Annotated in this window: 26 protein-coding genes; 11 read left to right on the forward strand and 15 right to left on the reverse strand. The window is 72.8% G+C overall.

Annotated elements, in window-relative coordinates; all coding sequences use genetic code 11:
• The first annotated feature begins 74 nt into the window (after window positions 1-74).
• From AC0KTA_RS29685 to AC0KTA_RS29695, 3 genes are read left to right on the forward strand one after another with little or no spacing between them, the layout of a single operon-like run.
• Window positions 75-818 (forward strand): CPBP family glutamic-type intramembrane protease, encoded by a 744-nt coding sequence (locus tag AC0KTA_RS29685; RefSeq protein WP_481051281.1) that lies wholly within the window; start codon window positions 75-77, stop codon window positions 816-818.
• Window positions 815-1,153, forward strand: coding sequence for a PadR family transcriptional regulator (locus AC0KTA_RS29690; protein ID WP_481051282.1), 339 nt, complete (start codon window positions 815-817; stop codon window positions 1,151-1,153). Before AC0KTA_RS29685 ends, AC0KTA_RS29690 begins: the two co-directional genes overlap by 4 nt.
• Window positions 1,150-1,920 carry a hypothetical protein gene (locus AC0KTA_RS29695; RefSeq protein ID WP_481051283.1) on the forward strand — a complete coding sequence of 257 codons (771 nt, stop codon included), beginning with the start codon at window positions 1,150-1,152 and terminating at the stop codon, window positions 1,918-1,920. The genes AC0KTA_RS29690 and AC0KTA_RS29695 overlap by 4 nt, the downstream gene beginning before the upstream one ends.
• A 391-nt stretch (window positions 1,921-2,311) precedes the next feature.
• On the opposite strand, the gene AC0KTA_RS29700 is transcribed toward AC0KTA_RS29695, so the two are convergent.
• The 5 genes from AC0KTA_RS29700 to AC0KTA_RS29720 all read right to left on the reverse strand — a co-directional run bounded on the left by AC0KTA_RS29700 (window position 2,312) and on the right by AC0KTA_RS29720 (window position 7,838).
• Window positions 2,312-3,757 (reverse strand): peptidoglycan D,D-transpeptidase FtsI family protein, encoded by a 1,446-nt coding sequence (locus AC0KTA_RS29700; RefSeq protein ID WP_481051284.1) that lies wholly within the window; start codon window positions 3,755-3,757, stop codon window positions 2,312-2,314.
• A gap of 63 nt (window positions 3,758-3,820) precedes the next feature.
• Window positions 3,821-4,489: a response regulator transcription factor gene (locus AC0KTA_RS29705; RefSeq protein WP_481051285.1), complete on the reverse strand. Its 669-nt coding sequence runs from the start codon at window positions 4,487-4,489 to the stop codon at window positions 3,821-3,823.
• 34 nt (window positions 4,490-4,523) lie between these two features.
• A complete protein-coding gene (locus AC0KTA_RS29710) occupies window positions 4,524-5,831 on the reverse strand; it encodes a sensor histidine kinase (protein WP_481051286.1) in 1,308 nt (435 codons plus the stop codon).
• A 47-nt stretch (window positions 5,832-5,878) separates the two neighbouring features.
• A complete protein-coding gene (locus AC0KTA_RS29715) occupies window positions 5,879-6,913 on the reverse strand; it encodes a hypothetical protein (RefSeq protein WP_481051287.1) in 1,035 nt (344 codons plus the stop codon).
• Between the two features lie 151 nt (window positions 6,914-7,064).
• Window positions 7,065-7,838 carry an IclR family transcriptional regulator gene (locus tag AC0KTA_RS29720; RefSeq protein WP_189732392.1) on the reverse strand — a complete coding sequence of 258 codons (774 nt, stop codon included), beginning with the start codon at window positions 7,836-7,838 and terminating at the stop codon, window positions 7,065-7,067.
• 208 nt (window positions 7,839-8,046) lie between these two features.
• Here AC0KTA_RS29720 and AC0KTA_RS29725 point away from each other — a divergent pair, with 208 nt between their 5' ends.
• Complete coding sequence (locus AC0KTA_RS29725) at window positions 8,047-9,585, forward strand: aldehyde dehydrogenase (NADP(+)) (RefSeq protein WP_481051288.1); 1,539 nt, start codon at window positions 8,047-8,049, stop codon at window positions 9,583-9,585.
• A gap of 4 nt (window positions 9,586-9,589) precedes the next feature.
• Complete coding sequence (locus AC0KTA_RS29730; RefSeq protein ID WP_481051289.1) at window positions 9,590-10,222, forward strand: DUF1349 domain-containing protein; 633 nt, start codon at window positions 9,590-9,592, stop codon at window positions 10,220-10,222.
• A 101-nt stretch (window positions 10,223-10,323) separates the two neighbouring features.
• Here the strand turns inward: AC0KTA_RS29730 and AC0KTA_RS29735 are convergent, their stop codons facing one another.
• Window positions 10,324-11,448, reverse strand: a complete 1,125-nt coding sequence (locus AC0KTA_RS29735; RefSeq protein WP_481051290.1) for a Gfo/Idh/MocA family protein — start codon at window positions 11,446-11,448, stop codon at window positions 10,324-10,326.
• Window positions 11,449-11,510: 62 nt separating this feature from the next.
• On the opposite strand from AC0KTA_RS29735, the gene AC0KTA_RS29740 reads away from it, so the two are divergent.
• The 3 genes from AC0KTA_RS29740 (at window position 11,511) to AC0KTA_RS29750 (ending at window position 14,232) form a co-directional block, all read left to right on the forward strand.
• The gene (locus tag AC0KTA_RS29740; protein ID WP_481051291.1) at window positions 11,511-11,903 is read left to right on the forward strand and encodes a winged helix-turn-helix transcriptional regulator; all 393 of its coding nucleotides are present in this window, start codon (window positions 11,511-11,513) and stop codon (window positions 11,901-11,903) included.
• A gap of 314 nt (window positions 11,904-12,217) precedes the next feature.
• Window positions 12,218-12,964, forward strand: a complete 747-nt coding sequence (locus AC0KTA_RS29745; protein WP_481051292.1) for a DsbA family oxidoreductase — start codon at window positions 12,218-12,220, stop codon at window positions 12,962-12,964.
• A 158-nt stretch (window positions 12,965-13,122) separates the two neighbouring features.
• Window positions 13,123-14,232: an aminotransferase class V-fold PLP-dependent enzyme gene (locus AC0KTA_RS29750; protein ID WP_481056608.1), complete on the forward strand. Its 1,110-nt coding sequence runs from the start codon at window positions 13,123-13,125 to the stop codon at window positions 14,230-14,232.
• Between the two features lie 83 nt (window positions 14,233-14,315).
• On the opposite strand, the gene AC0KTA_RS29755 is transcribed toward AC0KTA_RS29750, so the two are convergent.
• A complete protein-coding gene (locus tag AC0KTA_RS29755) occupies window positions 14,316-14,852 on the reverse strand; it encodes a MarR family winged helix-turn-helix transcriptional regulator (protein WP_481051293.1) in 537 nt (178 codons plus the stop codon).
• Window positions 14,853-15,049: 197 nt separating this feature from the next.
• On the opposite strand from AC0KTA_RS29755, the gene AC0KTA_RS29760 reads away from it, so the two are divergent.
• The gene (locus tag AC0KTA_RS29760; protein WP_481051294.1) at window positions 15,050-16,120 is read left to right on the forward strand and encodes an alkene reductase; all 1,071 of its coding nucleotides are present in this window, start codon (window positions 15,050-15,052) and stop codon (window positions 16,118-16,120) included.
• A 75-nt stretch (window positions 16,121-16,195) separates the two neighbouring features.
• Here the strand turns inward: AC0KTA_RS29760 and thpD are convergent, their stop codons facing one another.
• The 5 genes from thpD to AC0KTA_RS29785 all read right to left on the reverse strand — a co-directional run bounded on the left by thpD (window position 16,196) and on the right by AC0KTA_RS29785 (window position 21,202).
• Window positions 16,196-17,095 (reverse strand): ectoine hydroxylase, encoded by a 900-nt coding sequence (gene thpD, locus AC0KTA_RS29765; protein WP_481051295.1) that lies wholly within the window; start codon window positions 17,093-17,095, stop codon window positions 16,196-16,198.
• 62 nt (window positions 17,096-17,157) lie between these two features.
• Window positions 17,158-17,562: an ectoine synthase gene (locus AC0KTA_RS29770; RefSeq protein WP_481051296.1), complete on the reverse strand. Its 405-nt coding sequence runs from the start codon at window positions 17,560-17,562 to the stop codon at window positions 17,158-17,160.
• Window positions 17,563-17,622: 60 nt separating this feature from the next.
• The gene (gene ectB, locus AC0KTA_RS29775; RefSeq protein ID WP_481051297.1) at window positions 17,623-18,894 is read right to left on the reverse strand and encodes a diaminobutyrate--2-oxoglutarate transaminase; all 1,272 of its coding nucleotides are present in this window, start codon (window positions 18,892-18,894) and stop codon (window positions 17,623-17,625) included.
• A 119-nt stretch (window positions 18,895-19,013) separates the two neighbouring features.
• Window positions 19,014-19,571, reverse strand: coding sequence for a diaminobutyrate acetyltransferase (gene ectA / locus AC0KTA_RS29780; protein ID WP_481051298.1), 558 nt, complete (start codon window positions 19,569-19,571; stop codon window positions 19,014-19,016).
• Window positions 19,572-20,080: 509 nt separating this feature from the next.
• On the reverse strand, window positions 20,081-21,202 hold the full coding sequence (locus AC0KTA_RS29785; RefSeq protein ID WP_481051299.1) for a pyridoxal-phosphate-dependent aminotransferase family protein: 1,122 nt from the start codon (window positions 21,200-21,202) through the stop codon (window positions 20,081-20,083).
• Window positions 21,203-21,299: 97 nt separating this feature from the next.
• Here AC0KTA_RS29785 and AC0KTA_RS29790 point away from each other — a divergent pair, with 97 nt between their 5' ends.
• Window positions 21,300-22,397 (forward strand): amidohydrolase family protein, encoded by a 1,098-nt coding sequence (locus AC0KTA_RS29790; protein WP_481051300.1) that lies wholly within the window; start codon window positions 21,300-21,302, stop codon window positions 22,395-22,397.
• Window positions 22,398-22,862: 465 nt separating this feature from the next.
• A complete protein-coding gene (locus AC0KTA_RS29795) occupies window positions 22,863-23,849 on the forward strand; it encodes an SCO1860 family LAETG-anchored protein (protein WP_481051301.1) in 987 nt (328 codons plus the stop codon).
• A gap of 508 nt (window positions 23,850-24,357) precedes the next feature.
• Here AC0KTA_RS29795 and cobC read toward each other — a convergent pair.
• From cobC to AC0KTA_RS29810, 3 genes are read right to left on the reverse strand one after another with little or no spacing between them, the layout of a single operon-like run.
• Window positions 24,358-25,434: an Rv2231c family histidinol phosphate aminotransferase CobC gene (gene cobC / locus AC0KTA_RS29800; protein ID WP_481051302.1), complete on the reverse strand. Its 1,077-nt coding sequence runs from the start codon at window positions 25,432-25,434 to the stop codon at window positions 24,358-24,360.
• Complete coding sequence (locus tag AC0KTA_RS29805) at window positions 25,418-26,365, reverse strand: sirohydrochlorin chelatase (RefSeq protein ID WP_481051303.1); 948 nt, start codon at window positions 26,363-26,365, stop codon at window positions 25,418-25,420. Before AC0KTA_RS29805 ends, cobC begins: the two co-directional genes overlap by 17 nt.
• Complete coding sequence (locus AC0KTA_RS29810) at window positions 26,362-26,976, reverse strand: precorrin-8X methylmutase (protein ID WP_481051304.1); 615 nt, start codon at window positions 26,974-26,976, stop codon at window positions 26,362-26,364. The genes AC0KTA_RS29805 and AC0KTA_RS29810 overlap by 4 nt, the downstream gene beginning before the upstream one ends.
• Between the last annotated feature and the right edge of the window lie 4 nt (window positions 26,977-26,980).

Below are 26,980 nucleotides of genomic sequence, written 5' to 3' on the forward strand. Positions count from 1 at the left end.
GGATCGGTCGGTAGGTTGCATTCCTACCTAGGTCGTTCTACGTTCTAGGTAGTCAGCTTGCCCAGGGGGACCTCATGACCATCTCGACCATGTCGCCGGACTTCTCGGTGGCCGCCACGGCCGTCGCGGGCGCGCTCGGCGGCTATCTGCTGCTCGTCGAGCCGTGGCTCGGCCGCCGGACGTACGCCTCGCTCGCCCGCCGCCGCGCCACCCAACCGCGGGCGCTCGTGCGCTACTTCACGCTCGTCATCGTCCTCTGGTGGGCCTTCGCCGCGCTGGCCGTGACGGTCCTGCTGCTCTCGCCCGGCGCCACCGCCGCGGACTTCGGCGTCACGGCGCCGGAGGATCCGCTGTACGTGGTCGCGGCCGTCCTGCTCTTCGCGGTCGTCGCCGTCGTGTCCGGGCGTGCCTTCCGCGCGATGGCCAGGGAGGGCAAGCACATCCCGGGCCGCGCCGCCATCGAGGCCATGCTGCCGCGCACCGCGGCGGAGCGCCGCCTCGCGATGGCGGCCGCCGTCACCGACAGCGTCTGCTCGGAGCTGGTGTACCGCGGCCTGCTCATCGCCTTCGGCGTCGGCGTCCTCGGCCTCCCTCTCCACGCGGCGGCGGCGCTCGCGCTCGCCGTGTACGCCCTCGCCGGCTGGTACCAGGGCGGCTCCGGCGTGCTCGTCTTCGCCCTCTTCGGGGCGCTGCTCACCAGCCTCTACCTGGCCACGGGCAGCCTGCTCCTGCCCATCGCCGTGCACGCCATGCTCACCGTGCGGGACCTGCTGATCCCCGCGCCCGAACTCCCGCGGGCGCAGGGCGGCACGGCGTGACCGCGGACCGGCGCGCGAGCTGGTTCAAGGGCGTCCTGGACCTGCTCGTCCTCGCCTCCCTCACAGACGGCGAGAGCTACGGCTACGAGATCGCCAAGCGGCTCGGCGCGGCGGGCTTCGGGCAGATCAAGGGCGGCACGCTGTACCCGGTCCTGAACCGCCTGGAGGAGGCGGGCCTGGTCGCGGCGGAGTTCCGCGCCACGGAGAAGGGGCCGGGCCGCCGCTACTACTCCCTGACCCCGGCGGGCCGCGAAGTGCTGGCCGAGCAGGGGGAGTTGTGGCTGGCGTTCGACGGTTCGGTACGTGAGGTCTTGGCGAGGGCGGGAGTGCGATGAGCGCGACGAACGCGACGAACGCGGCTGACAAGGGAGAATCCCTGTACCTGGAAGCCCTGGGGGCACGCCTGGCAGAACTCGGGCTGCCGGCAGAGCATGTCCGGGTGACAGTGGCGGACCTCGGGGCGCATCTCGCGGAGTGCGGGGGTGTGCCGGAGGAGGAGTTCGGGCCGGTGGAGGAGTTCGCGCGGGAGCTGGCGCCGAGGGCGGGAAGGGCCGCGCCGACCGCCGCCCCAGCCTCCGAACCGGGGGTCGAGACCTGGCGGTGGACCGCCGACACGTTCGTCGACGAGGAGTTGCTGGGGCGGTTCGGGGACGAGGGCTGGGAGGTGGAGCGGGTGGACGCGCTGGGCAGGTTCGTGTGCCGCCGGGACCTCGCTCGGCCGCAGCGGTGGGAGTACCGGCGGGAGTTGGTCACGCGGGGGCGTGAGGGGCTGGACGGGCGGCTCGCGCCGGACGGGTGGGAGGCGTGCGGGAACTGGGTGGTGTACGCGTGGTTCAAGCGGCCGCGCGCCGCGAGCCTCGGGCCCGCCGCGGAGCTGTCCGCCGTGCCGGCGGCACCCTCCCGCCGAAACTTCCTCAGCCGCCGCTTCTACGCCCTGCTGGCCCTGGCCCTCACCGCCCTGACCGCGTCCGCCCTCGCCACGACCCTCCGCGACGACGAGTCGACCACCGGCCTGGGCTTCACAGCGGGCCTCCTGGCCGGGGGCACAATCCCGCTGGCCGCGCACCTGGCCACCCGCTTGTGGCGCGACCGCCGTCCTTGAACCTGCCCGTCGACCTGGGGCTGCTTTAAGGGTCGGGAGCCGCCCCTGGCGGCCCAGCTGCCCACAGCGGGAACGGGACGGTCCCGCCGGGGCAGTGGGCCGCAGCGGGAAGGGGTGGGGCGAGCTCCCTGCAGCGGGAACGGATCTTGTGACGGCCTGCGGACGCCGAATTACCGTCCATGGCACAAGCGGCCCGAAGCTGGCGGCCGACTGGAAACGGGCGGGCGGGTGGGGGAGTAATCCGCCGCGAAGCGGCGGAGTGAACCATGTGACGGCCAGCAGACGCCGAACCACCTTCCGTGGCACAGGCGGCCCGGACCTGGCGGTCGACTGGAAACGGGTGGGCGGGTGGGAGAGTAATCCGCCGCGAAGCGGCGGTGCCGTAAAACCGCTACCGGAGCGCCGCGCGCATCATCGACGCAGCAACAGGCGCAGCCAACCCGTTCCCGCTGACCTCGGCCCGCGCAGCGTCCGAAGACTCCACGATCACCGCGACAGCAACCTCCTTGCCGTCACCCCCCTTGGCGTACGACGTGAACCAGGCGTAAGGCGTCTTGGAGTTGTTCTCACCGTGCTGAGCCGTACCGGTCTTGCCGCCCACAGTGGCCCCACTGATCCGCGCGTTCGTCCCGGTCCCCTTCTCGACCACGGTCTCCATCGCGGACTGCAACTCCTCGGCGGCGGAGGAACTCAGCACCCGCTGCGCGTCGGCGTCGCCGTAGTCCTGGAGCACGTTCCCGTCCGAGTCCGTGACCTTCGAGACCATGTGCGGAGAGGCCAGCTCCCCGCCGTTGGAGATCGCGGCGGACACCATCGCCATCTGCAACGGCGTCGCCGTCACGTCGAACTGCCCGATGCCGGTGAGCGCGGTCTGCGCCTTGTCCATGTCGGAGGGATAGGCGCTCTCGGACGCCCGCACGGGCACATCCAGCTTGTCGGCGTTGAAGCCGAACTTCTCCGCCTGCGCCTTCACCTTGTCCTGCCCGAGGTCGACGGCCATCTTGGCGAAGACGTTGTTGCAGGAGTACTGCAGCGCCGTACGGATCGTCGCGTTCTCGCAGGGCGCCGAAGCGCTCTCGTTCTTCAGGACGGTCCGCGTCCCGGGCAGTGTGTACGGATTGGGGCTCGCGGTCTTCTCGTCGACGGAGCCGTAAAGCCCGTCCTCGAGCGCGGCCGCGGCCACGACCAGCTTGAACGTCGAACCGGGCGGCAGCGGCTGCCGCATCGCGCGGTTCACCATCGGCTTGTCCTCGTCGGAGGTGAGCGCCTTCCACTCCGCGCCGTCGGCGGAGCCGCTGATCTTCGACGGGTCGTACGACGGCGTGGAGACCATGCCGAGGATCTTCCCGGTCTTCGGGTCGATCGCGACGGCCGCGCCCTTCTTGTCGCCGAGCGCCTCGTACGCCGCCTTCTGCACGTCCGGGTCGATGGTCGTCAGGACGTCACCGGGGTCGGCACGCTTGTTGGTCAGCGTGTCCAGGGGGTTCTTGAGGCGGTTGTCGGTGCCGTCGAGGAGGTCCTTGTAGATGCCCTCCAGCTGCGTGGCGCCGTACACCTGCGAGCTGTAGCCGGTGACGGCGGCGTACAGCGGCCCGTTCTTGTACGTGCGCTGGTACGCCAGGTCACCGCCCTTCGTCCGCTTCGAACCGGTGACGGCGTCTCCGCCCACGATGATGTCGCCCAGCGGGTACGCGTACTGCTCGATCGCGTTGCGCCGGTTCAGCTTGTCGTCCGCGAGAGCCTTCGAGTCGTGGAACTGCACCCAGGTCGCCCGCACCAGCAGGGCGAGCACCAGGAGCAGCGCGAAGACCGAGGCGTGCCTGATCGTCTTGTTCATCCCACGGGAGGACGAGTGCGCGACGGTGTTCCGTTCCCCGCTTGCGCGGATGTGCCCGTTTTCTCAGGAGCTCTTCATGAACCCCGCCTCGTACGCCGCGATCACCGCCTGCGTCCGGTCCCGCGCCCCCGTCTTCGCGAGCACCGCCGCCACATGCGTCTTCACCGTCGCCGGGCCGACCTCCATCCGCTCGGCGATCTCCGCGTTGGTCAGACCGGCCGCCATCTGCCGCAGCACCTCGCTCTCGCGCCCGGTGAGCCGGGCGATCCAGGGCGCCTGCGCGGTCCCGCCGCGCGCGTGCTCGGCGGCGAGCGCCCGCACGGCCGCCGGGAACAGCAGCGAGTCGCTGCGTGCGACGAGCCGCACCGCCTGCACCAGCGCCTCGGCCTCGGCCCGCTTGAGCAGGAAGCCGGACGCTCCGGCGCGCAGCGCCTCGTACACGTAGGAGTCGTTCTCGAAGGTCGTCACGACGACGATGCGCGGCGGCGTGTCCATGGCCCGCAGGATCTGCTCGGTGGCGCGGATGCCGTCGATCTCCGGCATGCGTACGTCCATGAGCACCACGTCGGGCTTCAGCTCGCGCACGACGGACACCGCCTCGGCGCCCGTCGCCGCCTCGCCGACGATCTCCAGGTCGGGCTCGGCGGCGAGGATGGCGCGCAGCGCCGTGCGCACCATGCGCTCGTCGTCGGCGAGCACGATGCGCAGCGGGGCGGGGGCGGGGTCTGTCATGGGGTCGGGTCCCTTCGTACGTGGTCGTGCGGCGTCATGCGTGGCCCGTGAAGGGCAGGCGTACGTGCAGTCTCCAGAGGCGGGCGCCGTCGGTGCCGTCGGCGGGGCCGGCCGCCGCGGTGCCGCCGAGGAGGCGGGCCCGGTCGGCGATGCCGCGCAGGCCGTGGCCGCCGCCGGTGCGGGCGGGCGCGGGCTCGGCGCGGGCGGCGTCGGGGAGCGGGTTCTCGGCGATGATCTCCAGGCCGGCGCCGCATCCGTCGAGCCCGATCCGCAGCGTCACCGTGGTGTCGGGGCCCGCGTGCTTGAGGGCGTTGCTCAGGGCCTCCTGCACGATGCGATAGCCCTCGCGGGACACCAGCGGCGGCAGCGCGTCGGCGCCCTCCGGCCCCAGCGCGCCGAGGCCGACGGCGGCGTCGACGCGCAGGCCGCCCGCGCGGGTGCGGCGCAGGAGTCCGTCCAGGTCGCCGCCGAGCGTGGGCGCCGGGGCGGTGGACCCGCGCTCGCCGCCCTCGCGCAGCACCCCGAGGACGGCGTCGAGCTCGCCGACGGTGCGGCGGGTGGTGTCCTCGATGGCGGCCAGCGCCTCGCGGACGAACTCCGGGTCCCGGTCCAGGACTTTGCGGGCCGCGCTCGCCTGGAGCGTGACGGCGCTCAACGCGTGGCCCACCGAGTCGTGCAGCTCGCGGGCCAGCCGGTTGCGCACGGCGAGGTCGGCGGCGCGGCGCTCGGCGTCGGCGAGCCGGTCGGCGGGCGTGGGCCCGAGCAGCAGTGGCGCCCAGCGCGCGAGGAGGGCGCCCGAGCCCGCCACGCACGCGGCGAGCGCGACGAGGAACAGGACGCCCGTGACCGGCGCGATCGCGAGCACCCAGGGTTCCCGCAGGTCTTCGGGGAGGCCCAGCCAGGAGTCCCCCAGGCCCACGAAGACCGGCAGGACGATCTGGAAGACCGCGAACGGCACGAGCCCGAGCGTCATCCCGCTGATGATCCCGCCGAAGCCGAGGTGCAGCGTGAACCAGGCCACGGTGCGCCCGCGCGCGGCCCGTGACCGCGGCGGCCCGTCGGCGAGCGACTCGTCCGGCACCTCGCACAGCGCCCGCACCGCCGCCACCGACATGGGCCGGGTCAGCGGGAACAGCGCGGTGATCGCGGCGAGGGGGAGCCCGATCGCGAACGACAGGAGCTGGGCGCGGAACGAACCGAGCATCGTGGTCTCGCCGAGCAGCGGCCCGGCCATCGTCGAGCCGACGAGGACGTACGGCATGGCGAGCGCGCCGCCGAGGATCAGATGGATCCACCGCCGCCGCGTCCGCCGCCCGACGAGGGCGGATACGAAACGCCTCACGCCGGGGGCCGCGATCCGTCTCACGCCGAGGGCGGCCGCGATCCGTCTCACGCCGAGGGCCGCGGGGCCCCGGCCGCGCGCTCCTTGAGGAAGCGCACGCCGACAGCCGCCACGAGTACGCCGATGATCATCTGCACAGCGTAGGCCAGAAGCATCACGGTCGTGGGCCGCTCCGCCACGTCCGCCGTGCCCGCGAACGACGTCGCGAACAGCCACGCGCCCCAGCACCCCACCGCGCCCGAACCGGCCCAGGCCAGCGCGAGCGCCGCCTTCACCGGCAGCGCGGGCGGCCGCCGGAACGCGAGGGCGAGACCACCGGCCGCGGCCGCCGCCAGGTAGCCGAGTTCGAGGACCGAGAGGACGGAGAAGTCGGTCGTGTGCTCCGCGACGCGCGTCTCGTTCAGGCCGAACGTCGACCCGGCCACCCACAGCAGCCGCAGCCCGGCCGGGAACAGCGCGAGCACGGCCGCCGCCACGGCGCCCGCCCGCACCGCGCGCCCGCCCACCGCGGCCGTGGGCAGGTCCCACACCCGGCCCCGCCACACATGCCCCCACCGGTCACGGGCGTACAGGACGAACAGCAGCCCCAGGCTGAGCCCCTGCAGGATGAACCCGCCGTACACCACCCCGAAGACCCAGTCGTCGAGGAACGCCTCGCCGCCGGAGTCCTCCGCGCTGTTCACGGACCCGCCGAGGGCCCGCACGGCGAGCTGCGCCGGGAACCCGGCCATGATCGGCAGGAGCAGCCCGGTGGCGGCCCACATGGGCAGGCCGAGCAGCCAGGCCGGGACGCGGCGCCCCCAGGGCCGGGTCAGCAGCAGCGCGAGGACGATGACGGCGCCGTCCATGAGGACGGTGAGACTGTTGGCCGCGGCCATCAGGGCGCGATGCTCCAGGAGGGAGCTGCCTTCGGGGATGCCGATGTGGCTTCCCGCGATCCAGGCGACCTTGAGGGACAGGTACGGGACGCAGGAGGCGACGGCGACGGCGCGCAGCAGCCGTCGCGGCCCGCCGAGGTGCTCGGCGGGGGAAGTGCGGGTGGCGCTGCCCGCGGTGCGGGCGGGGAGGTCTGCCTGAGTCATGCCTCCACGCTCGCGTGCTCGCCGAGGCGGCGCCTCCTGCCTGCCGGTGAACCTCCTCCGCCGCGCGGGGGAGGAGACACCGGGACCGGGACGAGCCCACCCGGGGGCGGGCCTCAAGGACGGGCCTCAAGCACGGGCCCTCAGGGACGGCTCAGAGCCGCCGCGTCGCCAGCGTCAGCCGGTCCCGCGCGTCGAACAGCGCGTCCTTGACCATCTGCTCGTGGGCGGGCGTGAGCCGGGCCACCGGCACCGAGCAGCTGATGGCGTCCCGCGCGGGCGTGCGGTAGGGGATGGCGACGCCGAAGCAGCGCAGGCCGAGCGTGTTCTCCTCGCGGTCCACGGCGAAGCCCTGCTCCCGCACCGCGTGCAGCTCCTCGATGAGCTTCTCGCGGTCGGTGATCGTGTTCTCGGTCAGCGACGGCAGCGTCTCCGGCAGCATCTTGCGCACCTGCTCGTCGGTGTGGGTGGCGAGCAGCGCCTTGCCGAGCGACGTGGAGTGCGCGGGCAGGCGACGCCCCACGCGCGTGAAGGGGCGCAGATAGTGCTGGGACTGGCGGGTCGCGAGATACACGACGTTCGTGCCGTCGAGGCGGGCCAGGTGGATGGTCTCCGTGGTGTCGTCCGAGAGCCGGTCGAGGGTGGGCCGGGCCGCGGCGACCACCTCGTCGCCGTCGATGTACGACGTGCCGACGAGCAGCGCGCGCACCCCGATGCCGTACCGCGTGCCGGTCGCGTCCGTCTCGATCCAGCCCAGCTCGACGAGGGTGCGAAGCAGCATGTAGAGGCTGGACTTGGGATATCCGACGGCCTCCTGGACGTCGGCCAGCGCGTGCATGCCGGGCCGGCCGGCGAAGAACTCCAGCAATTCCACCGTGCGCACCGCGGACTTGACCTGCGCGCCCCCGCCCGTCTCCCCAGCCGACATCGCCCTTGACCCCTCACGTCCGACGAGAAATAGTCTCCACTGTCTCCGCGAATTCACCAACGGAGACGGCGTTCAGTATATCGAACGCGCCTGATGAGTGGCAGTGATGAGTGACAGCAATCCGACGCGCGGCGGCCGGGTCGCGGCACCCGAGCCGTGTGCACGGAGCCGCGCGCACCGAGACGCGTCAAATCTGGAGGAATCCGCGGTGGCAGCAGCACCAGTCTGGAGTGTCGACCCCCGAGACGGGAAGCAGCGCGAGCAGGTCGCGACGGAAGCCACCGCGGCCGACGTGGACCGCGCCGTCACGGCCGCGCACGCCGCCCGCGGCGCGCTCGCGGACCGCACGGTCCGCGCCGCGTTCCTGCGGAGCGCCGCCGAACTCCTGGACGGCGCCAAGGACGACCTCGTCGCCGCGGCCGACGCGGAGACCGCCCTCGGCACCGCCCGCCTCACCGGCGAACTCGCCCGCACCTGCTACCAGTTGCGGGCCTTCGCGGACATCGTCGACGAAGGCGCGTACCTGGACGTCGTCATCGACCACCCCGACGACACCGCCACACCCCCCGTCCCGGACCTGCGGCGCTACAAGGTCCCGCTCGGCGTCGTCGCCGTCTACTCCGCCTCCAACTTCCCCTTCGCCTTCTCCGTGCCCGGCGGCGACACCGCGAGCGCCCTCGCCGCGGGCTGCCCCGTCGTCGTCAAGGCACACCCCGACCACCCCGCGACGTCCGAGCGCGTCGCCGCCGTGCTGCGCGCGGCCGCCGCCCGGCACGGCCTCCCCGAGGACGTCGTCGGCCTGGTGCACGGCTTCGAGGCGGGCGTGGAGCTGGTCCGCCACCCGCTCGTCACGGCGGCGGGCTTCACCGGTTCGGTACGCGGCGGACGCGCCCTGTTCGACGCGGCGGCCGCGCGCCCCGTGCCGATCCCCTTCCACGGCGAACTCGGCTCCCTGAACCCGGTGGTCGTCACCGAGGCCGCCGCCGCCGAGCGCGGCGAGCAGATCGGCACCGGGCTCGCGGGCTCGATGACCCTCGGCGTCGGCCAGTTCTGCGTGAAGCCGGGCCTCGTCCTCGCCCCCGCGGGCGCGGGCGGCGACCGCCTCCTGAAGTCCCTGACGGAGGCCGTCGGCACCACCGGGGCCGGGGTGCTCCTCGACCACCGCATGCGCGACAACTTCGTCGCCGGGGTCGCCGAACGCGCGGAACTGCCCGACGTGAGCGCCCCGGTGACGCCGGGCGCCGCCGACGAGCACACGGTCACCGCCGGATTCCTCACCGTCCCGGCCGCGCGCCTGGCCGCCGCGGGCGCCCACGACCTGCTCCTGGAGGAGTGCTTCGGGCCGGTCACCGTCGTCGCCCGGTACACGGACGACGCCGAGATCACGGCGGTGCTCTCCCGGCTCCCCGGAAACCTGACGGCGACCGTGCACCTCTCCGAGGACGAGGCCGCCGGGGCCGCCGGGGACGACCGCGGCACGCGGCTCCTCGCCGAACTGACCCCGCTCGCGGGCCGCGTCCTCGTCAACGGCTGGCCCACCGGCGTGGCCGTCGCCCCCGCCCAGCAGCACGGCGGCCCCTACCCCGCGACGACCAGCACCTCCACGTCCGTGGGCGGCACCGCCATCGAACGCTGGCTGCGCCCGGTCGTCTACCAGAACACCCCCGAGCCGCTGTTGCCGCCCGAACTCCACGACGCCAATCCCCTCGGTCTGCCGCGCCGCCGCGACGGCCGCCTGGAACACTGACGCCATGAACGCCAAGCGGACCGGAAGCCTGACCCTGCCCGAACTGCCCTTCCCGCTGCGGCCGTACGGCCCGGAGGGCAACTGGTCGTACGACGACGAAGCCGGTGTCCTCACCGGCTGGGCCGGCCCCCGCCAGGACCGCTTCGTCCCGCCCACGGGCGAAGCCCTGGACCCGGCGTCCGACGCGCCCCGGCTGCTCGGCGCGCCCGAGGGGGACTTCCAGCTGCTCGCCCGCGTCACGGTCGGCTTCGCCGCCGCCTTCGACGCGGGCGTGCTCTACCTGCACGTGGGCGAGCGCGAATGGGCCAAGCTCTGCTTCGAGCGCTCCCCGGACCGCCCCACGATCTGCACGGTCGTCACCCGGGGCCGCTCGGACGACGCCAACGCCTTCGTCGTGGACGGCTCCAGCGTCTGGCTGCGGATCAGCCGCACCGGCACGGCCTTCGCCTTCCACGCCTCGACGGACGGCGAGCGCTGGACGTTCGTCCGGATCTTCCAGCTCGGCGACGAGGAGGCGGCCGCCGCCGCGCTCGTCGGCTTCCTCGCGCAGTCGCCGCAGGGGGAGGGGTGCGTGGTGACGTTCGAGCGGATCGAATTCCGCCCGAACTGGCCGAAGGGCCTTAGGGACGGGTCATAAAAGCGTCCCGAAGAGAAGCGCCCTGAAGGGGCGCGGGGCCGTGTCGACATGCGGCTCCGCCGCGTGGGCGCGCCCAGCCACGGACGGCCCGCAGTCTGCGGTCAAAGCGCAACACGCACCCCCGTGGCAGCGGCACGCTCGACCGCGTCGAGCAGCCGCTGCCGCCCGGCCGCGTGCTCGAAGTCCGGCACCAGCCGGGTACCGTCGTGCAGGTCGCGCAGGACGTGGGCGTACTGGACCCCGACGTTGTACGCCGCCTCGCCGCGCAGCCCGTCGAGCTCGGGCACGTCGAAGTACCGCTCGGGGACGGGCAGTTCGGTGAGCGAGGTGTCCGTGCCCCGCGCGCCGCGCACGCTCAGCCGGGCCTGCTGGAGGTGCCCGTGGTCGCCGGCGACGACGAGGTCGCCGTCCGTGCCGTTGATCTCCCAGTGGAAGTTCGTGCCGTGCGAAAGGCCGCCCCTGAAGTGCACGGAGGCGACGGCGCCGGACGCGAGCCGCCCGCTGACCGCGAGCTGATCCGCCACGGTCATCGGGGCGGCGCGCCCGCTGCCCTCGTCGCGTACGACCGGCCGCCGCGTCGCCGTCGTCGCCGACACCTCCGTGAACTCGCCGAGCACCATGGCGAGCGCGTCCACGGTGTGGCCGAACGGGATGGTGAGCATCGTGCCGCCGTTGTCCTTGTCCAGGAGATAGCCGCCGCCCGGCTCGAAGGTCGCCCCCCAGCGCCGCCCGGACGCGATCAGACTCGTCGAAAGCACCTCTCCCACAAAACCGTCGGCGACGAGGTCGCGTACGTGGCGTACGGCGGGCGCGGAGCGTGCCTGGAGCCCGGCGAAGGTCCGCACCCCGGCGCGCGCCGCGGCCGCCGCCAGCTCCTCGGCCTCGGCGAGGCCGTTGCCGAGCGGCCACTCCGACAGGACGTGCTTGCCGGCGCCGAGCGCGGCCAGGATCACCTCGCGGTGCAGCGGGACGCGGACGCTGACGACGACCAGGTCGACGGCCGGGTCGGCGGCCAGCTCAGCGGCGCTGCCGTAGGTGTACGCGATCCCGTACTTCTCGCCGGCGGCGCGGGCCGACTCCGGGGTGGAGGCGGCCAGGCTGCGCAGGTCGTAGCCGGGCAGGCGGGTGAGGGCCGGGACGTGGGACTGCGGGGCCCAGCCGGAGCGGGCGGAGAGGCCGACGATGCCGGTGCGGACGGGGGTGGGGGCGGGTGCGTTCTGGATCATGCCGGGAACGTACGCCCCCGGGGCCGATCACCCGCAAGGGCGCCAACTATATTCTGGAAACCATGACAGCTCAGAGCCGCTTTACGCCGACATCGGAGGCCGCGGAGGGTGCCGCGCAGCGGCACGATATCTACGGTCTCCTCTGCCCCGGCCGGGAGATCTTCGAGCTCCTGGCCAACAAATGGACCGGGCTCGCGATCACCGCCCTGGCGGACGGCCCCCGACGCTTCGGGGAACTCCGCTCGAAGCTGGAGGGGGTGAGCCCGAAGGTCCTCACCCAGACGCTGCGCCGCCTGGAGGACTACGGCCTGGTGCACCGCACGGTCTTCGCGGAGGTCCCGCCCCGCGTCGAGTACGAACTCACACCCCTGGGCAAGGGCGCGCTGGCTCCCTTGTCCCACCTGCGCACATGGATCCGCGCGAACACCCGCCACTTCGGGTTGCCAACGGGGTGACCGCCGTCGTGACGGCACTGTCGGCCTGGGCTGTGCCCACCCGTTCCGCCGTGCGGAACGCCTGCCCACAGCAGGAGCGGGCGAACCGGCCCCGTCGACGCCGAACGACCTTGCTCGGCACCGCGAGGTACGCCTGCCGAGCCGTCGCGGTCGGCGGGGCCATGCTCCGGCCCGAAGCTGCTGGCCCAGTGGAAACGGGCGGGCGGGTGGGAGAGATCCCGCCGCGGAGCGGCGGGGAATGAAAGGGCCCCGGCCTCGGGTTGGACCAAGGCGCGGAGGGAGTCTCCGCTTCGTACGACCCAAGGAAAAAACCCATGCGCGTCGAGATCTGGAGCGACATCGCCTGCCCCTGGTGCTACGTGGGCAAGGCCCGCTTCGAGAAGGCCCTGCGGGCCTTCCCGCACCAGGCCGCCGTAGAGGTGATCCACCGCTCCTTCGAGCTGGACCCGAACCGCCCGAAGGGCGACACGGCCCCCGTGATCCCGATGCTGGCGCAGAAGTACGGCATGACGGAGACCCAGGCGAAGGAGGCCGAGCAGCGCCTCGGCGACAACGCGGCGGCCGAAGGCCTCGCGTACCGCACCGAGGGCCGCGACCACGGCAACACCTTCGACATGCACCGCCTGCTCCACTTCGCCAGGGAACAGGGCGGGCAGCATACCCAGGACCGGCTGATCGCCGCGCTCTACCGCGCCAACTTCGCCGAGGAACAGTCCGTCTTCGACGACGACGAGCGCCTGACCGCCCTCGCCGCCGAGGCGGGCCTGGACGCCGACGCGGCCCGCGAGGTCCTCGCCGACCCCACCGCGTACGCCGACGCCGTCCGCGCGGACGAGCGCGAGGCCGCGGAGCTGGGCGCGAACGGCGTCCCGTTCTTCGTCCTCGACCGGAAGTACGGCGTCTCCGGCGCCCAGCCCGCCGAGGTCTTCACGCAGGCCCTGGAGCAGGCATGGGCGGCCCGCTCACCGCTGACGGTGATCGCCCAGGACAGCGACGGCGCCGACGACAGCGCCGGCGGCGACGCCTGCGGCCCCGACGGCTGCGCGGTGCCGGGGAGCTGACCCCGGCCCAGCCGGTCCTGGTCGGAACAAGCCTGGTCAGGGGCCACGGATAAGCATCACTTAGCGGTACGGGTCAGTCATCCGCAATGGACCCCGCCCGGCCGAGGCGGCACAGTGACCTCATGGAGACTCCAGGCCAGGGCCCCGACCGCACCGCCATGACCGTCTCGACCGCCGCTACCGCCTCGACCGTCTCGGCTTCCGAGGGCTTCCGGGCCCTTGTACGCTCCGAGTTCGCCCCCAGGACCACCTACCTGAACACCGCGAGCACCGGTCTCCTGCCGGCGCGCGCCGTCCGCGCGATGCACGAGGCGGCGCTGTCCGTGGCGCAGGGCAGCCCCGACGACATGTTCGCGGACGTGGAGGCGGCCCGCGCCGCCTTCGCGCGCCTGGTCGGGGTGGCCCCGGGCCGGGTCGCGGCGGGCGCGTCGGTCGCCGTGTACAGCGGCCTGATCGCCGCCTCGCTGCCGCCGGGCGCCGAAGTCCTCACCGCGGAGGGCGACTTCAGCTCGACGGTGACCCCCTTCCACGTACGCGGCGACCTGAAGATCCGTACCGTGCCGCTGGAACGCGTCGCCGAGTCCGTGCGCCCGGGCACCGCCCTGGTCGCGGTCTCCGCCGCGCAGTCGGCGGACGGCCGGGTCGTGGACCTGCCCGCACTGCGCGCCGCCGTCCGCGCGCACGGCGCCCGGCTCTACCTCGACGCCTCGCAGGCGACGGGCTGGCTGGGCCTCGCGGACCACATCGCGGACGTGGACTATCTGACGTCGGTCGCCTTCAAGTGGCTCACCTGCCCGCGCGGCGTCGCGTTCTTCGTCGTACCGGAGGACCGCGAGGGCTTCGAGGGCGTGCCCCCGCTCCTCGCGGGCTGGGTCGCGGGGGAGCGGCCCTGGGACAGCTGCTACGGCCCGGTCACCGAACTCGCCCGCTCCGCGCGCCGGTTCGACGAGAGCCCGAGCCTGTGCGCGTACGCGGGCGCGCGGCACTCGCTGGCCGTGATCGAGCAACTGGGCGTGGCCGCGATCCGCGCCCACGACCTGGCGCTCGCGGACCGCTTCCGCGCCGGACTCGCGGAGCTCGGCCACGAGCCGGTGGCCGCTCCCGGCTCACCCATCGTGTCCGTGCCCGGACTCGGCGCCCGCCAGCCGGAGCTGAGCGCGGCGGGCATCGAGGTGTCGGACCGCGCGGGCAATCTGCGGGCGGCCTTCCACCTCTACAACACGGACGCGGACGTCGACCGCCTCCTGGAGGAACTGCGGACCGCCTGAGCGAGGCCCGCGGCGGACGGGCGGACCAGCCACCCGGGCCACGCGCGACCGCCGCCCGGGCCGCGCGGCCCCCCGCGGAGCGCTCAGCGCAACGCCTCCCGCCGCGCCGCCTCCGGGCAGTCCGCCGTCTCCGTGCAGAGGTTGCCCTCCACGCGGCCGAGCAGCCGCGCGAGCTGCGCGCGCTCGTCGGCGTCCAGGCCGGCGAGCGTGTGCTCCTCCAACTCGCCCCAGGCGCGCTGCACTTCGCTCAGCAGCCCGCAGCTGGAGTCGGTCGCCTCGACGAGCACCGCCCGCCGGTCGTCCGGATCGGACCGCCGCCGCACGTGCCCGGCCTGCTCCAGGCGCTGCAGCATCTTCGTGACCGTCGACGGGTCGAGGTCGACGGCCTTGATGAGCTCGGACTGGCGCACCGGGCCCGCGTCCCACAGGTGCATCATCAGGAACTCCTGGCCGGGGTAGAGGCCGAGCCCCTTCAGGACCTTGCCCGCCGCGATGCGGTGCAGCCGGGCGACCCGGCTGACCAGCAGGGAGACCGGCCCGTTCCGCGCGGCCAGGGGCAGGTGCCCGCTACACGCGGGGTCGTCCTGCGCGGCCCCCGCCGTCCCTGTGTCGGCCTTCATCGGAACTCCTGCCTTCGCGTGGCCCGGCCCTGTCCGCCGTCGCCGTCGTGCACCAGTGTCGTCGAGTCTCGTACGGGTCGCCTCGAGTCTCGTCCGAGCTTCCCTTCCGAGATTAACTTGGTCGGCCAAGGAATGCGCTACAGTGGCTCTCGGTTGAATTACTTGGCCGACCAAACGTCATACTTCCTGGAGCTGTGATGACCACCGCATTCGACCCGATCGACCTGTCCGGCGTCTCTCTCGCGAACCGCATCGCCCTGGCGCCGATGACCCGCAGCCGGGCCGGTGAGGGCGGCGTCCCCACCGATCTCGTCGCCGAGTACTACGCGCAGCGCGCCACCGCCGGCCTGGTCATCACCGAGGGTGTGCAGCCGTCGCCGGTGGGCCAGGGCTACCCGGACACCCCGGGCCTGCACAGCGCCGAGCAGGTCACCGGCTGGCGCAACGTCACCGACGCCGTGCACGCCAAGGGCGGCCGGATCTTCGCCCAGCTCATGCACGCCGGCCGCATCGGCCACCCCTCGCTGCTGCCCGACGGCCTGGTGAACGTCGGCCCGTCCCCGATCGCCGCCGCGGGCCAGGTCTACACGCACGAGGGACCGAAGGACTTCGTCACTCCCCGTGAGCTGACCGGCGACGAGGTGCGCGCCACCATCGGCGAGTTCGTCGCCGCCGCCCGCAACGCGATCGACGCGGGCTTCGACGGCGTCGAGCTGCACGGCGCCAACGGCTATCTCATCCACCAGTTCCTCGCACCGGGCTCCAACCACCGCACCGACGAGTGGGGCGGCTCGCCCGAGCACCGCATCCGGTTCGCGGTCGAGGTCACGAAGGCCGTGGCCGCCGAGATCGGTGCCGCGCGCACCGCCATCCGGCTCTCGCCCGGCAACTCCTTCAACGGCATCTCCGAGCCCGAGCCGGAGGAGACCTACCCGGCCCTGGTGCGGGAGCTGGACGCGCTCGGCCTCGCGTATCTGCACATCATGGAGGTGGGCCCGGTCCGCGACCTGGTCACCACCCTGCGCAAGACCTTCAGCGGCCCGTTCGTCCTCAACCCGGCGACCGAGGGCCCGACCGGCCACGACGACCTCGCCCTGATCGAGGACGGCACCGCCGACATCCTCTCCTTCGGCGCCCTGTTCCTCGCCAACCCCGACCTGCCGGCCCGCCTGAAGACCCGCGGCCCGTACAACACCCCGGACCAGTCCACGTTCTACGGCGGCGACGCCAAGGGCTACACGGACTACCCGACGCTGCAGTCGGCGTAACCAACCCGGAGCGGGCGCACATGAGTCGGCCCGGCATCCCACGGGATGCCGGGCCAACTCACAGGTGGAACAGGGTCACTTCACCGGCGTGAAGTCCCGCGCCCCGACGAACTCCGGCCGCCGCACCGGCGCCGCGAACGGCTCGACCGCGGCGTTCTCCACGCTGTTGAACACCAGGAAGACGTTCGAGCGCGGGTAGGGCGTGATGTTGTCGCCGGAGCCGTGCATGGCGTTGCAGTCGAACCAGGTCGCCGAGCCCGCCTCGCCGGTGAACAGCCGGATGCCGTACTCGGAGGCCAGCTTGGTCAGCGCCCCGTCGGACGGCGTGCCCGCGTCCTGCATCTGCAGCGACTTCTTGTAGTTGTCCTTCGGTGTCTCGCCCGCGCAGCCGAGGAACGTCTTGTGCGAGCCGGGCATGATCATGAGCCCGCCGTTGGTGTCGTGGTTCTTCGTGAGCGCGATCGACACCGAGACGGTCCGCATGTTCGGCAGGCCGTCCTCCGCGTGCCAGGTCTCGAAGTCCGAGTGCCAGTAGAAGCCCGACGCCCCGAATCCCGGCTTGACGTTGATCCGGGACTGGTGGACGTACACGTCGGACCCGAGGATCTGCCGGGCCCGGCCGACCACGCGCGGGTCGGCCGCGAGGCGCCCGAAGATCTCACTGATCTTGTGCACCTCGAAGATGGACCGGATCTCCTGGGAGCGCGGCTCGACGATGGAGCGCTCGTTCGCGCGCATCGCCGGGTCGTTGATCAGCCGCTCCAGCTCGTCGTGGTACTCCGCCACCTCCGCGGGCGTGATGAGCTGCTCGATGGCCAGGAAACCGTCGCGTTCGAACCCCGCCAGGTCCTCGCCCGTGCAGGGGCCCTGCGTACCCGGCGCGGACCACACCACCGGGTCCTTGCGCTCGATGAGGACCTCTTCGGCGCCTCGGGTCGGGTACAGGTCGGCGGTGCGTTCGGCTGCGGTGGTCATGGTGGTGCCTGCCTCTCCTCTCGTACGGCCCTGTGCGGGATGTCTCCTCCGTCAGGCGTGGGTCAAACCGACTCCGGCTCCGTGAGCAGCGGGTACACGCCATTCTCGTCGTGGTCCTCGCGGCCCGTCACCGGCGGGTTGAACACGCACAGGCAGCGGAAGTCCTTCTTGATGCGCATCGTGTGCTTCTCATGCCCGTCGAGCAGGTACATCGTGCCCGGCGTGATGGTGAACTTCTCGCCGGTCTCGTCGTTGGTCAGCTCGGCCTCGCCCTCGGTGCAGACGACGGCCTCGATGTGGTTGGCGTACCACATGGACGTCTCCGTGCCCGCGTAGAGCACGGTCTCGTGCAGCGAGAAGCCGACGCGCTCCTTGGCGAGCACGATGCGCTTGCTCTCCCAGGTGCCCGACGCGGCCTTGACGTGCCGGTCGGTGCCTTCAATGTCCTTGAACGAGCGGACGATCACGGTAAGTCGATTCCTTGTCTGTGTTCTGTACGTGGACGGGGGCGCCGCGCGGCGCCTTGCTCAGGCGGTCTCGCGGACCGCCCGGGCGAGCGTGCGCAGGCCCTCGTCGAGCTCGTCGGCCGTGATGGTCAGGGCCGGGAGCAGCTTGACGACCTCGCTCTCGGGGCCCGAGGTCTCGATCAGCAGGCCGAGTTCGAAGGCGCGCTTGGCGATGGCGCCCGCTCGCTGCTTGTCGCGGAACTCGATGCCCCACACCAGGCCGCGGCCGCGGTACTCCTCGATGGCGTCGGTGTTCTCGTCGACGATCGCGACCAGCGCCTGCTCGACCTGCTCGCCGCGGGCCTGGGTCTGCTTCTCCATCGCCGAGCCGTCGGCCCAGTACGTCTCCAGGGCGGCGGCGGCCGTGACGAACGCCGGGTTGTTGCCGCGGAAGGTGCCGTTGTGCTCGCCCGGCTCCCACACGTCCAGCTCGGGCTTGAACAGGGTGAGCGCCATGGGCAGGCCGTAGCCGCTGATGGACTTGGACACCGTCACGATGTCCGGCACGATGCCCGCCTCCTCGAAGGAGAAGAACGCGCCGGTGCGGCCGCAGCCCATCTGGATGTCGTCGACGATCAGGAGCATGTCCTGGCGGTGGCACAGCTCCTGCAGGGCACGCAGCCACTCGGCGCGCGCGACGTTGATGCCGCCCTCGCCCTGCACGGTCTCGACGATCACGGCGGCGGGCTTGTTCAGGCCCGAGCCCTGGTCGTCCAGGAGCCGCTCGAACCACAGGAAGTCCGGGACCTTGCCGTCCAGGTAGTGGTCGAAGGGCATCGGCGTGCCGTGCACCAGCGGGATGCCGGCGCCCGCCCGCTTGAAGGCGTTGCCGGTCACCGCGAGGGAGCCGAGCGACATGCCGTGGAAGGCGTTCGTGAACGACACGATCGACTCACGGCCCTTGACCTTGCGGGCCAGCTTCAGCGCGGACTCCACCGCGTTGGTGCCCGTCGGGCCGGGGAACATGACCTTGTACGGCAGGTCGCGCGGGCGGAGCACCAGGTTCTGGAACGACTCCAGGAAGGCGCGCTTGGCCGTCGTCGACATGTCGAGGCCGTGCGTGACGCCGTCGCGCTCCAGGTAGTCGATGAGGGCGCGTTTGAGGACCGGGTTGTTGTGGCCGTAGTTGAGCGAGCCGGCACCCGCGAAGAAGTCGAGGTACTCGTGACCGTCCTCGTCGAACATGCGGCTGCCCTGCGCGCGGTCGAAGACAGTGGGCCAACCGCGGCAGTAGCTGCGCACCTCCGACTCCAGGGTCTCGAAGACGCTCAGGTCGGGCTGGGTGATGGTCACAGCGAATCTCCTGGGAGATGGATTGATCGTGAGGGGTTGAGTGGACTGGGATTGTGCCGAAGGCGGTTGACGACGTGTCAGGCGTCTCGGGACCGGACCGGGGTCGCGGCAGCCGCCGGTCAGAAGGACAACGGCGCGATGTCGAACAGCACCTCGGGCTCGTGCCCGCCGTCGTCGCCGGGAAACAGTCCCGCGTCGAACAGCACGGTCCGCTCGACGCGCGCCCCGTGCCGCTCGGCGAACGAGGTGAACAGGCGCTCGGAGGCTCTGTTGTCCGGCGTGATGGTCGTCTCGAGGGCGTCGAGTCCGCGCTGCGCGGACACCTTCGCGGCCAGGCCGTCGAGCAGCGCACCGGCGAGGCCCCGGCCACGGTGCGCGTGGTCGACGGCCACCTGCCAGACCACCAGGGTGCGCGGCTTGTCGGGGCGGATGTAGCCGGTGATGAACCCGGCGGGCTCGCCGTCGCCGTCCCTGGCCACGACGGAGGTCGCGGCGAAGTCGCGACACCACAGCAGGTAGCTGTACGAGGAGTTGAGGTCGAGGACCTTCGAGTCGCGGGCGATCCGCCAGATCGCGGCGCCGTCGGCGACGCCGGGGGTGTCGAGCCGCAGCCCCTCGGGCATTTCAAGGAATTTCGCTTGCAGGTCGGTCGGTAGATCGGCTTGTGCAGCGGTCATGCGTATTGAATTTACCGAGCAATTTCTCGGATTGCATCGGGGGAAGGGGTTACGCGCAGCGCGCCCATGTGTTATCACGCAGGCGCGGGCGCCCGCATGAATGGGCGCTTGTTTGTGGGGATTTGCCCGGCTTACATCCGGCAAAACGGACGGGATGTGGAGTACGTCACAGCGACGTAACTCCCACGAGACGTGTCCGAATTACGGCGATTGGCGCTGGCGAAACCTTAGTGTTTAGGCCCCCGGAAAGCGGGCAGAAGAATACGGGAAGCTGCGCTGATAAGGAATTCATGAGAAGTCCCGCGTGAATTGCTGCGGAGCCCCGTATTTCACGCTGGATTCACCGCCGCGGCGCGGCCGGGCAACCTCCGGCACCTGTCGGCGACGGCAAGCAGTTCCAGCCCGTCGAGGGGGTCCCCCCTGCTCCTTAAGAGCTTGGGGGAGTTTGAGGACGAGGCGCGGAGCGCCGACAGGGGGAGAGGGGCGAAGCCCCATGAGGGGACGTGGGGCTAGAGCCAGGCGGACGTCACCGCACGGCGGGCGGCCTCCAAGTCGACCGCGAGGCCAGACTCGCCCATCGCGGCGCCAAGCGCGGCCAGCGAGGCATGCACGACGCCCCGCGTCGCATCCGGGCCGTAGTGGTTGACACGGACCATCTCCTTGGCCAGCGCACCCCCGCCCGCGACCAGCGGAAGCACAGGGTCGGCAGCCAGAGCGCGCGCGACCAGCTCGGAGGCGGAGACACCCCGCGGGGCACGCAGCGTGGTGGCGACGGGCGCGGCGTCGGAGGCCTCGTACACGTACGGCTCAAGGCCCCCGCCCAGGGCGAGCGCCCCCGCCCGGGTCGCCGCCGCGGCCGTGGCGTGCCGCCCCATCAACGCGGCGAGACCCTCCGCCTCGATGCGCTCAACGCAGGCCTCCAGGGCCAGCATCTCCAGCTGCGCCGGAGCGTGCAGGAGTGCCTTCCGGCCGCCGTCGATCCACCGCTCCTTCCAGTCCAGGAGGGAGAGGTACGAGCGGCGCGGCGCCCGCGGGTTGGCGGCGAGCCGCTGCCAGGCGCGCTCGCTCACCGACACCGCCGACACCCCGGCGGGCCCGCCCATCGCCTTCTGCGCGCCGATCACGCACAGGTCCACGCCCCACGCGTCCGGGCGCAGCGGCTCGGCGGCCACCGAGGCGACGGCGTCCAGCATGAACAGGGCGCCGTGCGCGCGCACGACCTCGCCGATCTCCGCGACGGGGTTGGTGTTGCCGGTCGCGGCCTCCGCGTGCACGAGCGACACGAAGTCGATCTCCGGGTGCGCCGCGAAGGCCTCCTCGACCTGCGCGGCCGTCACGGCGGTGTGAAACGGCACGGCCAGGTCGTGGACCGTCGCGCCGCAGTCCCGCAGCCAGTCGCCGAAGGTCTGACCGTAGGGCCCGGTGATGATGTTGAGGGCGGTCGTCCCCGGGCGCGCGGCACCCCGGATACAGCCCTCCAGGGGCAGCAGCGCCTCGCCCTGCATGATCACGACGTCCTGCTCGGTGTCCAGGAGCCGGGCCACCCGGTCCTCGATGGCGGCGAAGTGCGCGGCGCCGAGCGGCGCCAGGTCAAGGAAGGGATGGGTCACGCTGCTGCTCGCTTCGCTCATGTCGTCGTGGACCGTGGATCGTGGGCCTGCGCAACGAGCGTACCCACCCCCGAAGTCAGCCCTGTCGCCTCCCACGGTGCTGTCTAAGCTGCTGTCCATGAGCGATCGCACGGTGCTGCACGTGAAGGGGCGGGTGCTCGTCGGGCCCCAGGACGTACGGGACGAGTTGTGGGTGGTCGGCGGGCGCGTGACCTTCCGGCGCCCCGCCGCGGCGGCCGCCCGGGACACGGTCACCGTGCGGGGCTGGGCGCTGCCCGGCCTCGTCGACGCCCACTGCCACGTCGGCCTGGACGCCCACGGCCCCGTCACACCGGACGTCGCCGAGAAGCAGGCGCTCACCGACCGGGACGCGGGCGCGCTGCTCCTGCGCGACGCGGGCTCGCCGTCCGACACCCGCTGGATCGACGACCGCGAGGACCTGCCGAAGATCATCCGGGCCGGCCGGCACATCGCCCGCACCCGCCGCTACATCCGCAACTACGCCCACGAGATCGAGCCCGACAACCTCGTCGCGTACGTCGCCCAGGAGGCGCGGCGCGGCGACGGCTGGGTCAAGCTCGTCGGCGACTGGATCGACCGCGACGCCGGTGACCTCACCGCCTGCTGGCCGCGGGGCGCCGTCGAGGCCGCCATCGCCGAGGCCCACCGTCTCGGCGCCCGCGTCACCGCCCACTGCTTCGCCGAGGACTCGCTGCGCGACCTCGTCGAGGCGGGCATCGACTGCGTCGAGCACGCCACCGGCCTCACCGAGGACACCATCCCCCTCTTCGCCGAACGCGGCGTCGCCATCGTGCCCACCCTCGTCAACATCGCCACCTTCCCGCAGCTCGCCGCCGGCGGCGAGAAGAAGTTCCCCCGGTGGTCCGCGCACATGCGGCGGCTGCACGCCCGGCGCTACGACACCGTGCGGTCCGCCTACGACGCCGGCGTGCCCGTGTACACCGGCACCGACGCGGGCGGCTCCCTGGCCCACGGGCTCGTCGGCGGGGAGGTCGCCGAGCTCACCAAGGCGGGGATTCCGGCGGTCGAGGCGATCTCGGCGGCCGTGTGGGGGGCCCGGGCGTGGCTCGGGCGGCCCGGGCTCGTGGAGGGGGCACCGGCGGATCTCGTCGTGTACGAGGAGGATCCGCGGGCGGATGTGCGGGTGCTGACGGCGCCTTCGGCGGTGGTACTGAACGGGAGGGTGGTGGGCTGAGGTCGCCGCTTCGCGGCTCGTCCTCAAACGCCGGACGGGCTAGCTATGGCTAGGTACAGCCCTCCGGCGTTTGAGGAGCGGGGTCTGGGGCGGAGCCCCAGTTACGGGAAGGGGCGGGGCTGGGGAGCCTCCGGCAGGACATCCGTAACCCCATCGGTGAGCCACTGCTCCTGTTGACGGAGAGTGACGCGGCGGGGTCCGGCTCGTTGTACGTGACCTTGCCGCGGCCCGGCTGTCAACGCGGCGATCACGCTCGTCACCGGCACGGACGTGGTGCACGAGGTCTGGGGGAACGCCCGTGCCGCCGGATTCGAATACACCGACGGAAACCTCTCCTTGGAGTGAACTCACGCCAGGTTGCTGCCCGTTCACTCTCAGTGCGTAAAAATTCCCGGAGTCGGGACGGCGCCGCCAGGCGCACCCCGGCTTCCCTGGTGCCCCGCGCACGCGATGTCCCCGTGTGGCGTGCGCGGTCGGTGCCTCCGTGACTCATGTGGGGGTTCCACCACTTTGACCAGCAACGCCTTCTCGGCCAGAAACGCCTTCCGCAGACTCCCCGCCCGCCGCGTCGGCGCCCTCGCCGCCGCGACCGTGGTCGCCGCGGGGTCCGCGGCGCTCGCCTCCGCGGGTGCCGCGCACGCCACCGACGACCACCGCGGCGGCAGCGCCGACGCCGTCGTGCTCCGCACCGGCCTCGACGTGTCCCTGCTCAACAAGACCGCGAACCTCCCGCTGAACGTGGCCCTCAACGAGGTGTCCGCGCCCGCGAGCGCCGAGAAGACCTCGCTCACCGCGAAGCTGGACGGGGTGGACGGCGGGCGCCCCTTCCACGTGCTGCGCGCGGACGTGGCGACGGCGCGGGCCACCGTGAAGGGCGGCACGGCGGAGGGGTACAGCAACCTCGCGCGCGCCAAGGTGCACGTGCCCGGCCTGCCGATGCTGCCGCTCCTCGCAGTGGACCAGGTGACGTCCAAGGCCGTGTGCGTGTCGGGCAAGCGGCCCGTGGCCGAGTCGAAGCTGCTCGGCGGGGTGACCGTGCTCGGCAAGCGGGTCGCAGTGAAGGCCGCGGGCACGACGAGGGTGTCCGTGCCCGGCGTCGGTGAGGTGCGGCTCGACCTGTCGTCGACGCGTACGACGTCCCGTACGGCGGCCGCGGTCGCGCTGCGGCTCAAGGTGTCCGTGGACCCGCTCAAGCTCGGGGTCGCGGCGGTCGAGGGGGCCGTGACGCTGGGCGGGGCGAACTGCTCGGCCCCCGGGCCCGGGGCCAAGCCGCTGCCCGAGCCGCAGGGCAAGGTGGCGGAGCCGGTGGTCGCGAAGGAGGCCCCCGACGACAACCTCGCGGCGACCGGGGGCAGTTCGGCCACTCCGTACGTGGCCGGGGGCGCCGCGGCCCTCCTCCTCGCCGGAGGCGCCACCCTGGCGGTGACCCGCAGCCGCAGCCGCCGCCGCTGACCAGTGATCCCGGCCGGGGCCGCCGATCCCCGGCCGGGGCCACTGCCGCCACCGTGGGCCGGGGGGGGACCACCTCACCCTGCCCCGTGACGCCCCCCGTCGGCCGGGGACCACCTCACCCCCGCCCTGACGACCCCGTCGACCTGGGCTGTGCCCACCCGTGCCGCCCCTGGCGGCCCAGCTGCCCACAGCGGGGGACGACGGGACGGGCCCTCACGCACGCACCCCCTGGCGGCCCAGCTGCCCACAGCGGGAGAGGGAACGTAGCCTCACGCATCCACTCGTCCCGTCGACGCCAGTCGGCCTTCCCCCGCACCGGGTGGCACGGCCGCCCGCAGGGCAGGGCGGCGGGGAGGGCTTGCGCTTCGGCCCGAAGCGGTCTGTTCCGGTGAACGGGAAGGGGGTCCCCCCTGCTCTTTAAGAGCTTGGGGGAGGGTGGGAGATATCCGCCGCCAAGCGGCGGGACTGTTCTCACGTGCCCGCCCCACCGGCCGGACGGCGAATGGAACTACCGACAGAGCCCCTGCAGGGCCGACAGGAACGAGTCCGCCGTCGCACGGTCCCGCACAGCGACCCGCACCCACTCAGGCCCCAGCCCAGGAAACGTATCGCCCCGCCGCACGGCGAACCCCCGCTCCCGCAACCCCTCCCGCACCCCGCCGCCCCCGGCGACCCGCACCAGCACGAACGGCCCCTCCGCAGGCCCCACCACACTCACCCCGGGCAACTCCAGAAGCCCGGCCACCAGATGCCGCCGCTCGGCGGCGACCCGGTGCGCCACATGCCCCGCCTCGGCCAGCGCCCGCGGCGACACACACGCCTCCGCCGCGGCCAGCGCGGGCGACGACACCGGCCACAGCGGCTGCGCACGGGAGAGTTCGGTGACGAGGGCCGGGTCGGCCAGGACATAGCCGATGCGCAGCCCCGCGAGACCCCACGTCTTCGTGAGGCTCCGCAGCACGACGAGCCCCGGCACGTCGACCCGCCCAGCCAACGCCTCCCGCTCACCGGGCACCGCGTCCATGAACGCCTCGTCCACCACGAGGACCCGCCCCGGCCGGGCGAGCCGGACGAGGTCCGCCGCGCGGTGCAGCACGGACGTGGGATTCGTCGGGTTGCCGACGACGACCAGGTCGGCATCCTCGGGCACCACGCCCGGATCGAGCCGGAACCCGTCCTCCGCCCGCAACAGCACCCGCCCCACCGTGTGCCCGGCATCCCGCAACGCGGCCTCCGGCTCGGTGAACTGCGGATGGACGACGACCGGCCGCCGCACCCGCAGCGCCCGCGCGAGCAGCACGAAGGCCTCGGCGGCGCCCGCCGTGAGCAGCACCCGCTCCGGCGGCACACCGTGCCGCGCGGCCACCGCGGCCCGCGCCGCCCGCCCGTCGGGGTAGGCGGCGAGCCCGTCGAGCGACGCGGCGACACACTGCTTCAGCCACGAAGGCGGCGTACCGGCACGGACATTGACGGCGAGATCCACGAGCTCGTCCCGCCCCCGCACCTCCGCGTCCCCGTGATGCCGCAGATCGACCTCGGCCGCGACGGCGGCCGCCGGGGAACCGGCCTCAGTGGGAGTGCGCATGACTTCCGTGGTGGTCGTGACCGTGACCGTGGCCGTGCCCATGACCGTGGTGATGGTGCCCGTCGTCATCGGGGTGGAAGTGCGGCTGCTGCGGCAGCCCCACCTTGTCCTCGAACCCCGGCAGCGCCACCCGGTACACGCAGGTGTCGCAGTTCATCCGCAGATCCCCGCCCACCGCCTCCCGGTAGCGCTCCATCACCAGCTCGACCAGCTCCTCCTCGGGCCCGATCACATCGGCGGACCGCACCTCCACCCCGGGGTGCGCGGACGCCCAGCCCTCGGTCTGCTGCCGCACCCGGTCCGGCAGGATCCCGGTGAACAGGAAGTACGGCAGGACCACGACGCGCCGCGCGCCGAGCGCCACACACCGGTCGAGCCCCGACGGCACGTCCGGCGCGGCCAGTGACACGAACGCGGTCTCCACGCCCGCGTACCCGCGGCCCTCCCACAGCAGCCGCGCCGCCTTGAACACCTCGGCGTTGGCGTCGGGGTCCGTCGACCCGCGCCCCACCAGGAGCACGGTCACGTCCGCCCGGTCCTCCGGAGTGCGCACCGAGTCGCCGAGCGCCTCGTCGAGCCGCCGCTCCAGGACCTTCAGGATCAGCGGGTGCGGCCCCAGCGGACGGCCGTAGGAGTACGAGATGCCGGGGTGCCGCTCCTTCTCGCGGGTCAGCGCGGCCGGGATGTCGCCTTTGGCGTGCCCGGCGGACACCAGCATCAGCGGCACCGCCGCGAACCGTTTCACGCCCCGTTCGACGAGTTCGCCCACGGCTTCGCCGAGCGGTGGCGGCGACAGCTCGATGAAGCCGCCCGCGACGGGCAGTTCGGGGTTGCGGCGCGCCAGCTCCTGGACGAAGTCGCGGAAGGCGGCGGCGCCTGCGTCGTCACGGGTGCCGTGTCCGGCGATCAGCAGTGCGGGCGGGGTCGTCACTCGTTCTCCTCGGTTCGATCTGCGGCGACGGCCGCCGCGGGGTGGTACAGCAGGGCGTTCAAGGCGGCCGACGCGACCGCCGAACCCCCCTTCTCGGACACGTTGCTGACGGCGGGAAGCCCGCTCGCCCGCAGCGCCTCCTTGGACTCCACGGCGCCGACGAAGCCGACCGGTAGCCCGATGACGAGCGCGGGCCGGGCGTCGAGCAGCAGCAGCTCCTCCAGGGCGGTGGGCGCGCACCCGATCACCCAGAGCGCGCCCGGACCCACCTCCTCGTACGCGAGCCGCACCGCGTGCGCCGAACGGGTAAGCCCGGCACCGGACTTGGCGTCCTTCAACCGGCACACGGTCTCGCGCCGCGTGATGCCGGCCGCGACCATCTCCACGTCCACGACGACGGGCGCGCCCGCGTGCAGGGCGGCGTGGCCGCGTACCAGCGACTCCTCGTCCGTCACCAGGTCCTTCGCGTACTCCAGGTCCGCCGCGGAGTGGATGACACGCTCCACGACGGCCCGCGTCAGCGGCGGGAAGTGCGAGGTGTCGAGCCGGGAGCGGAGCCGCCGGAACGACTCCTGCTCGATGGGATGCACGACACGTGCTGCGTTCTGCACGGCG

It is taken from the genome of Streptomyces sp. Y309, assembly GCF_056712025.1.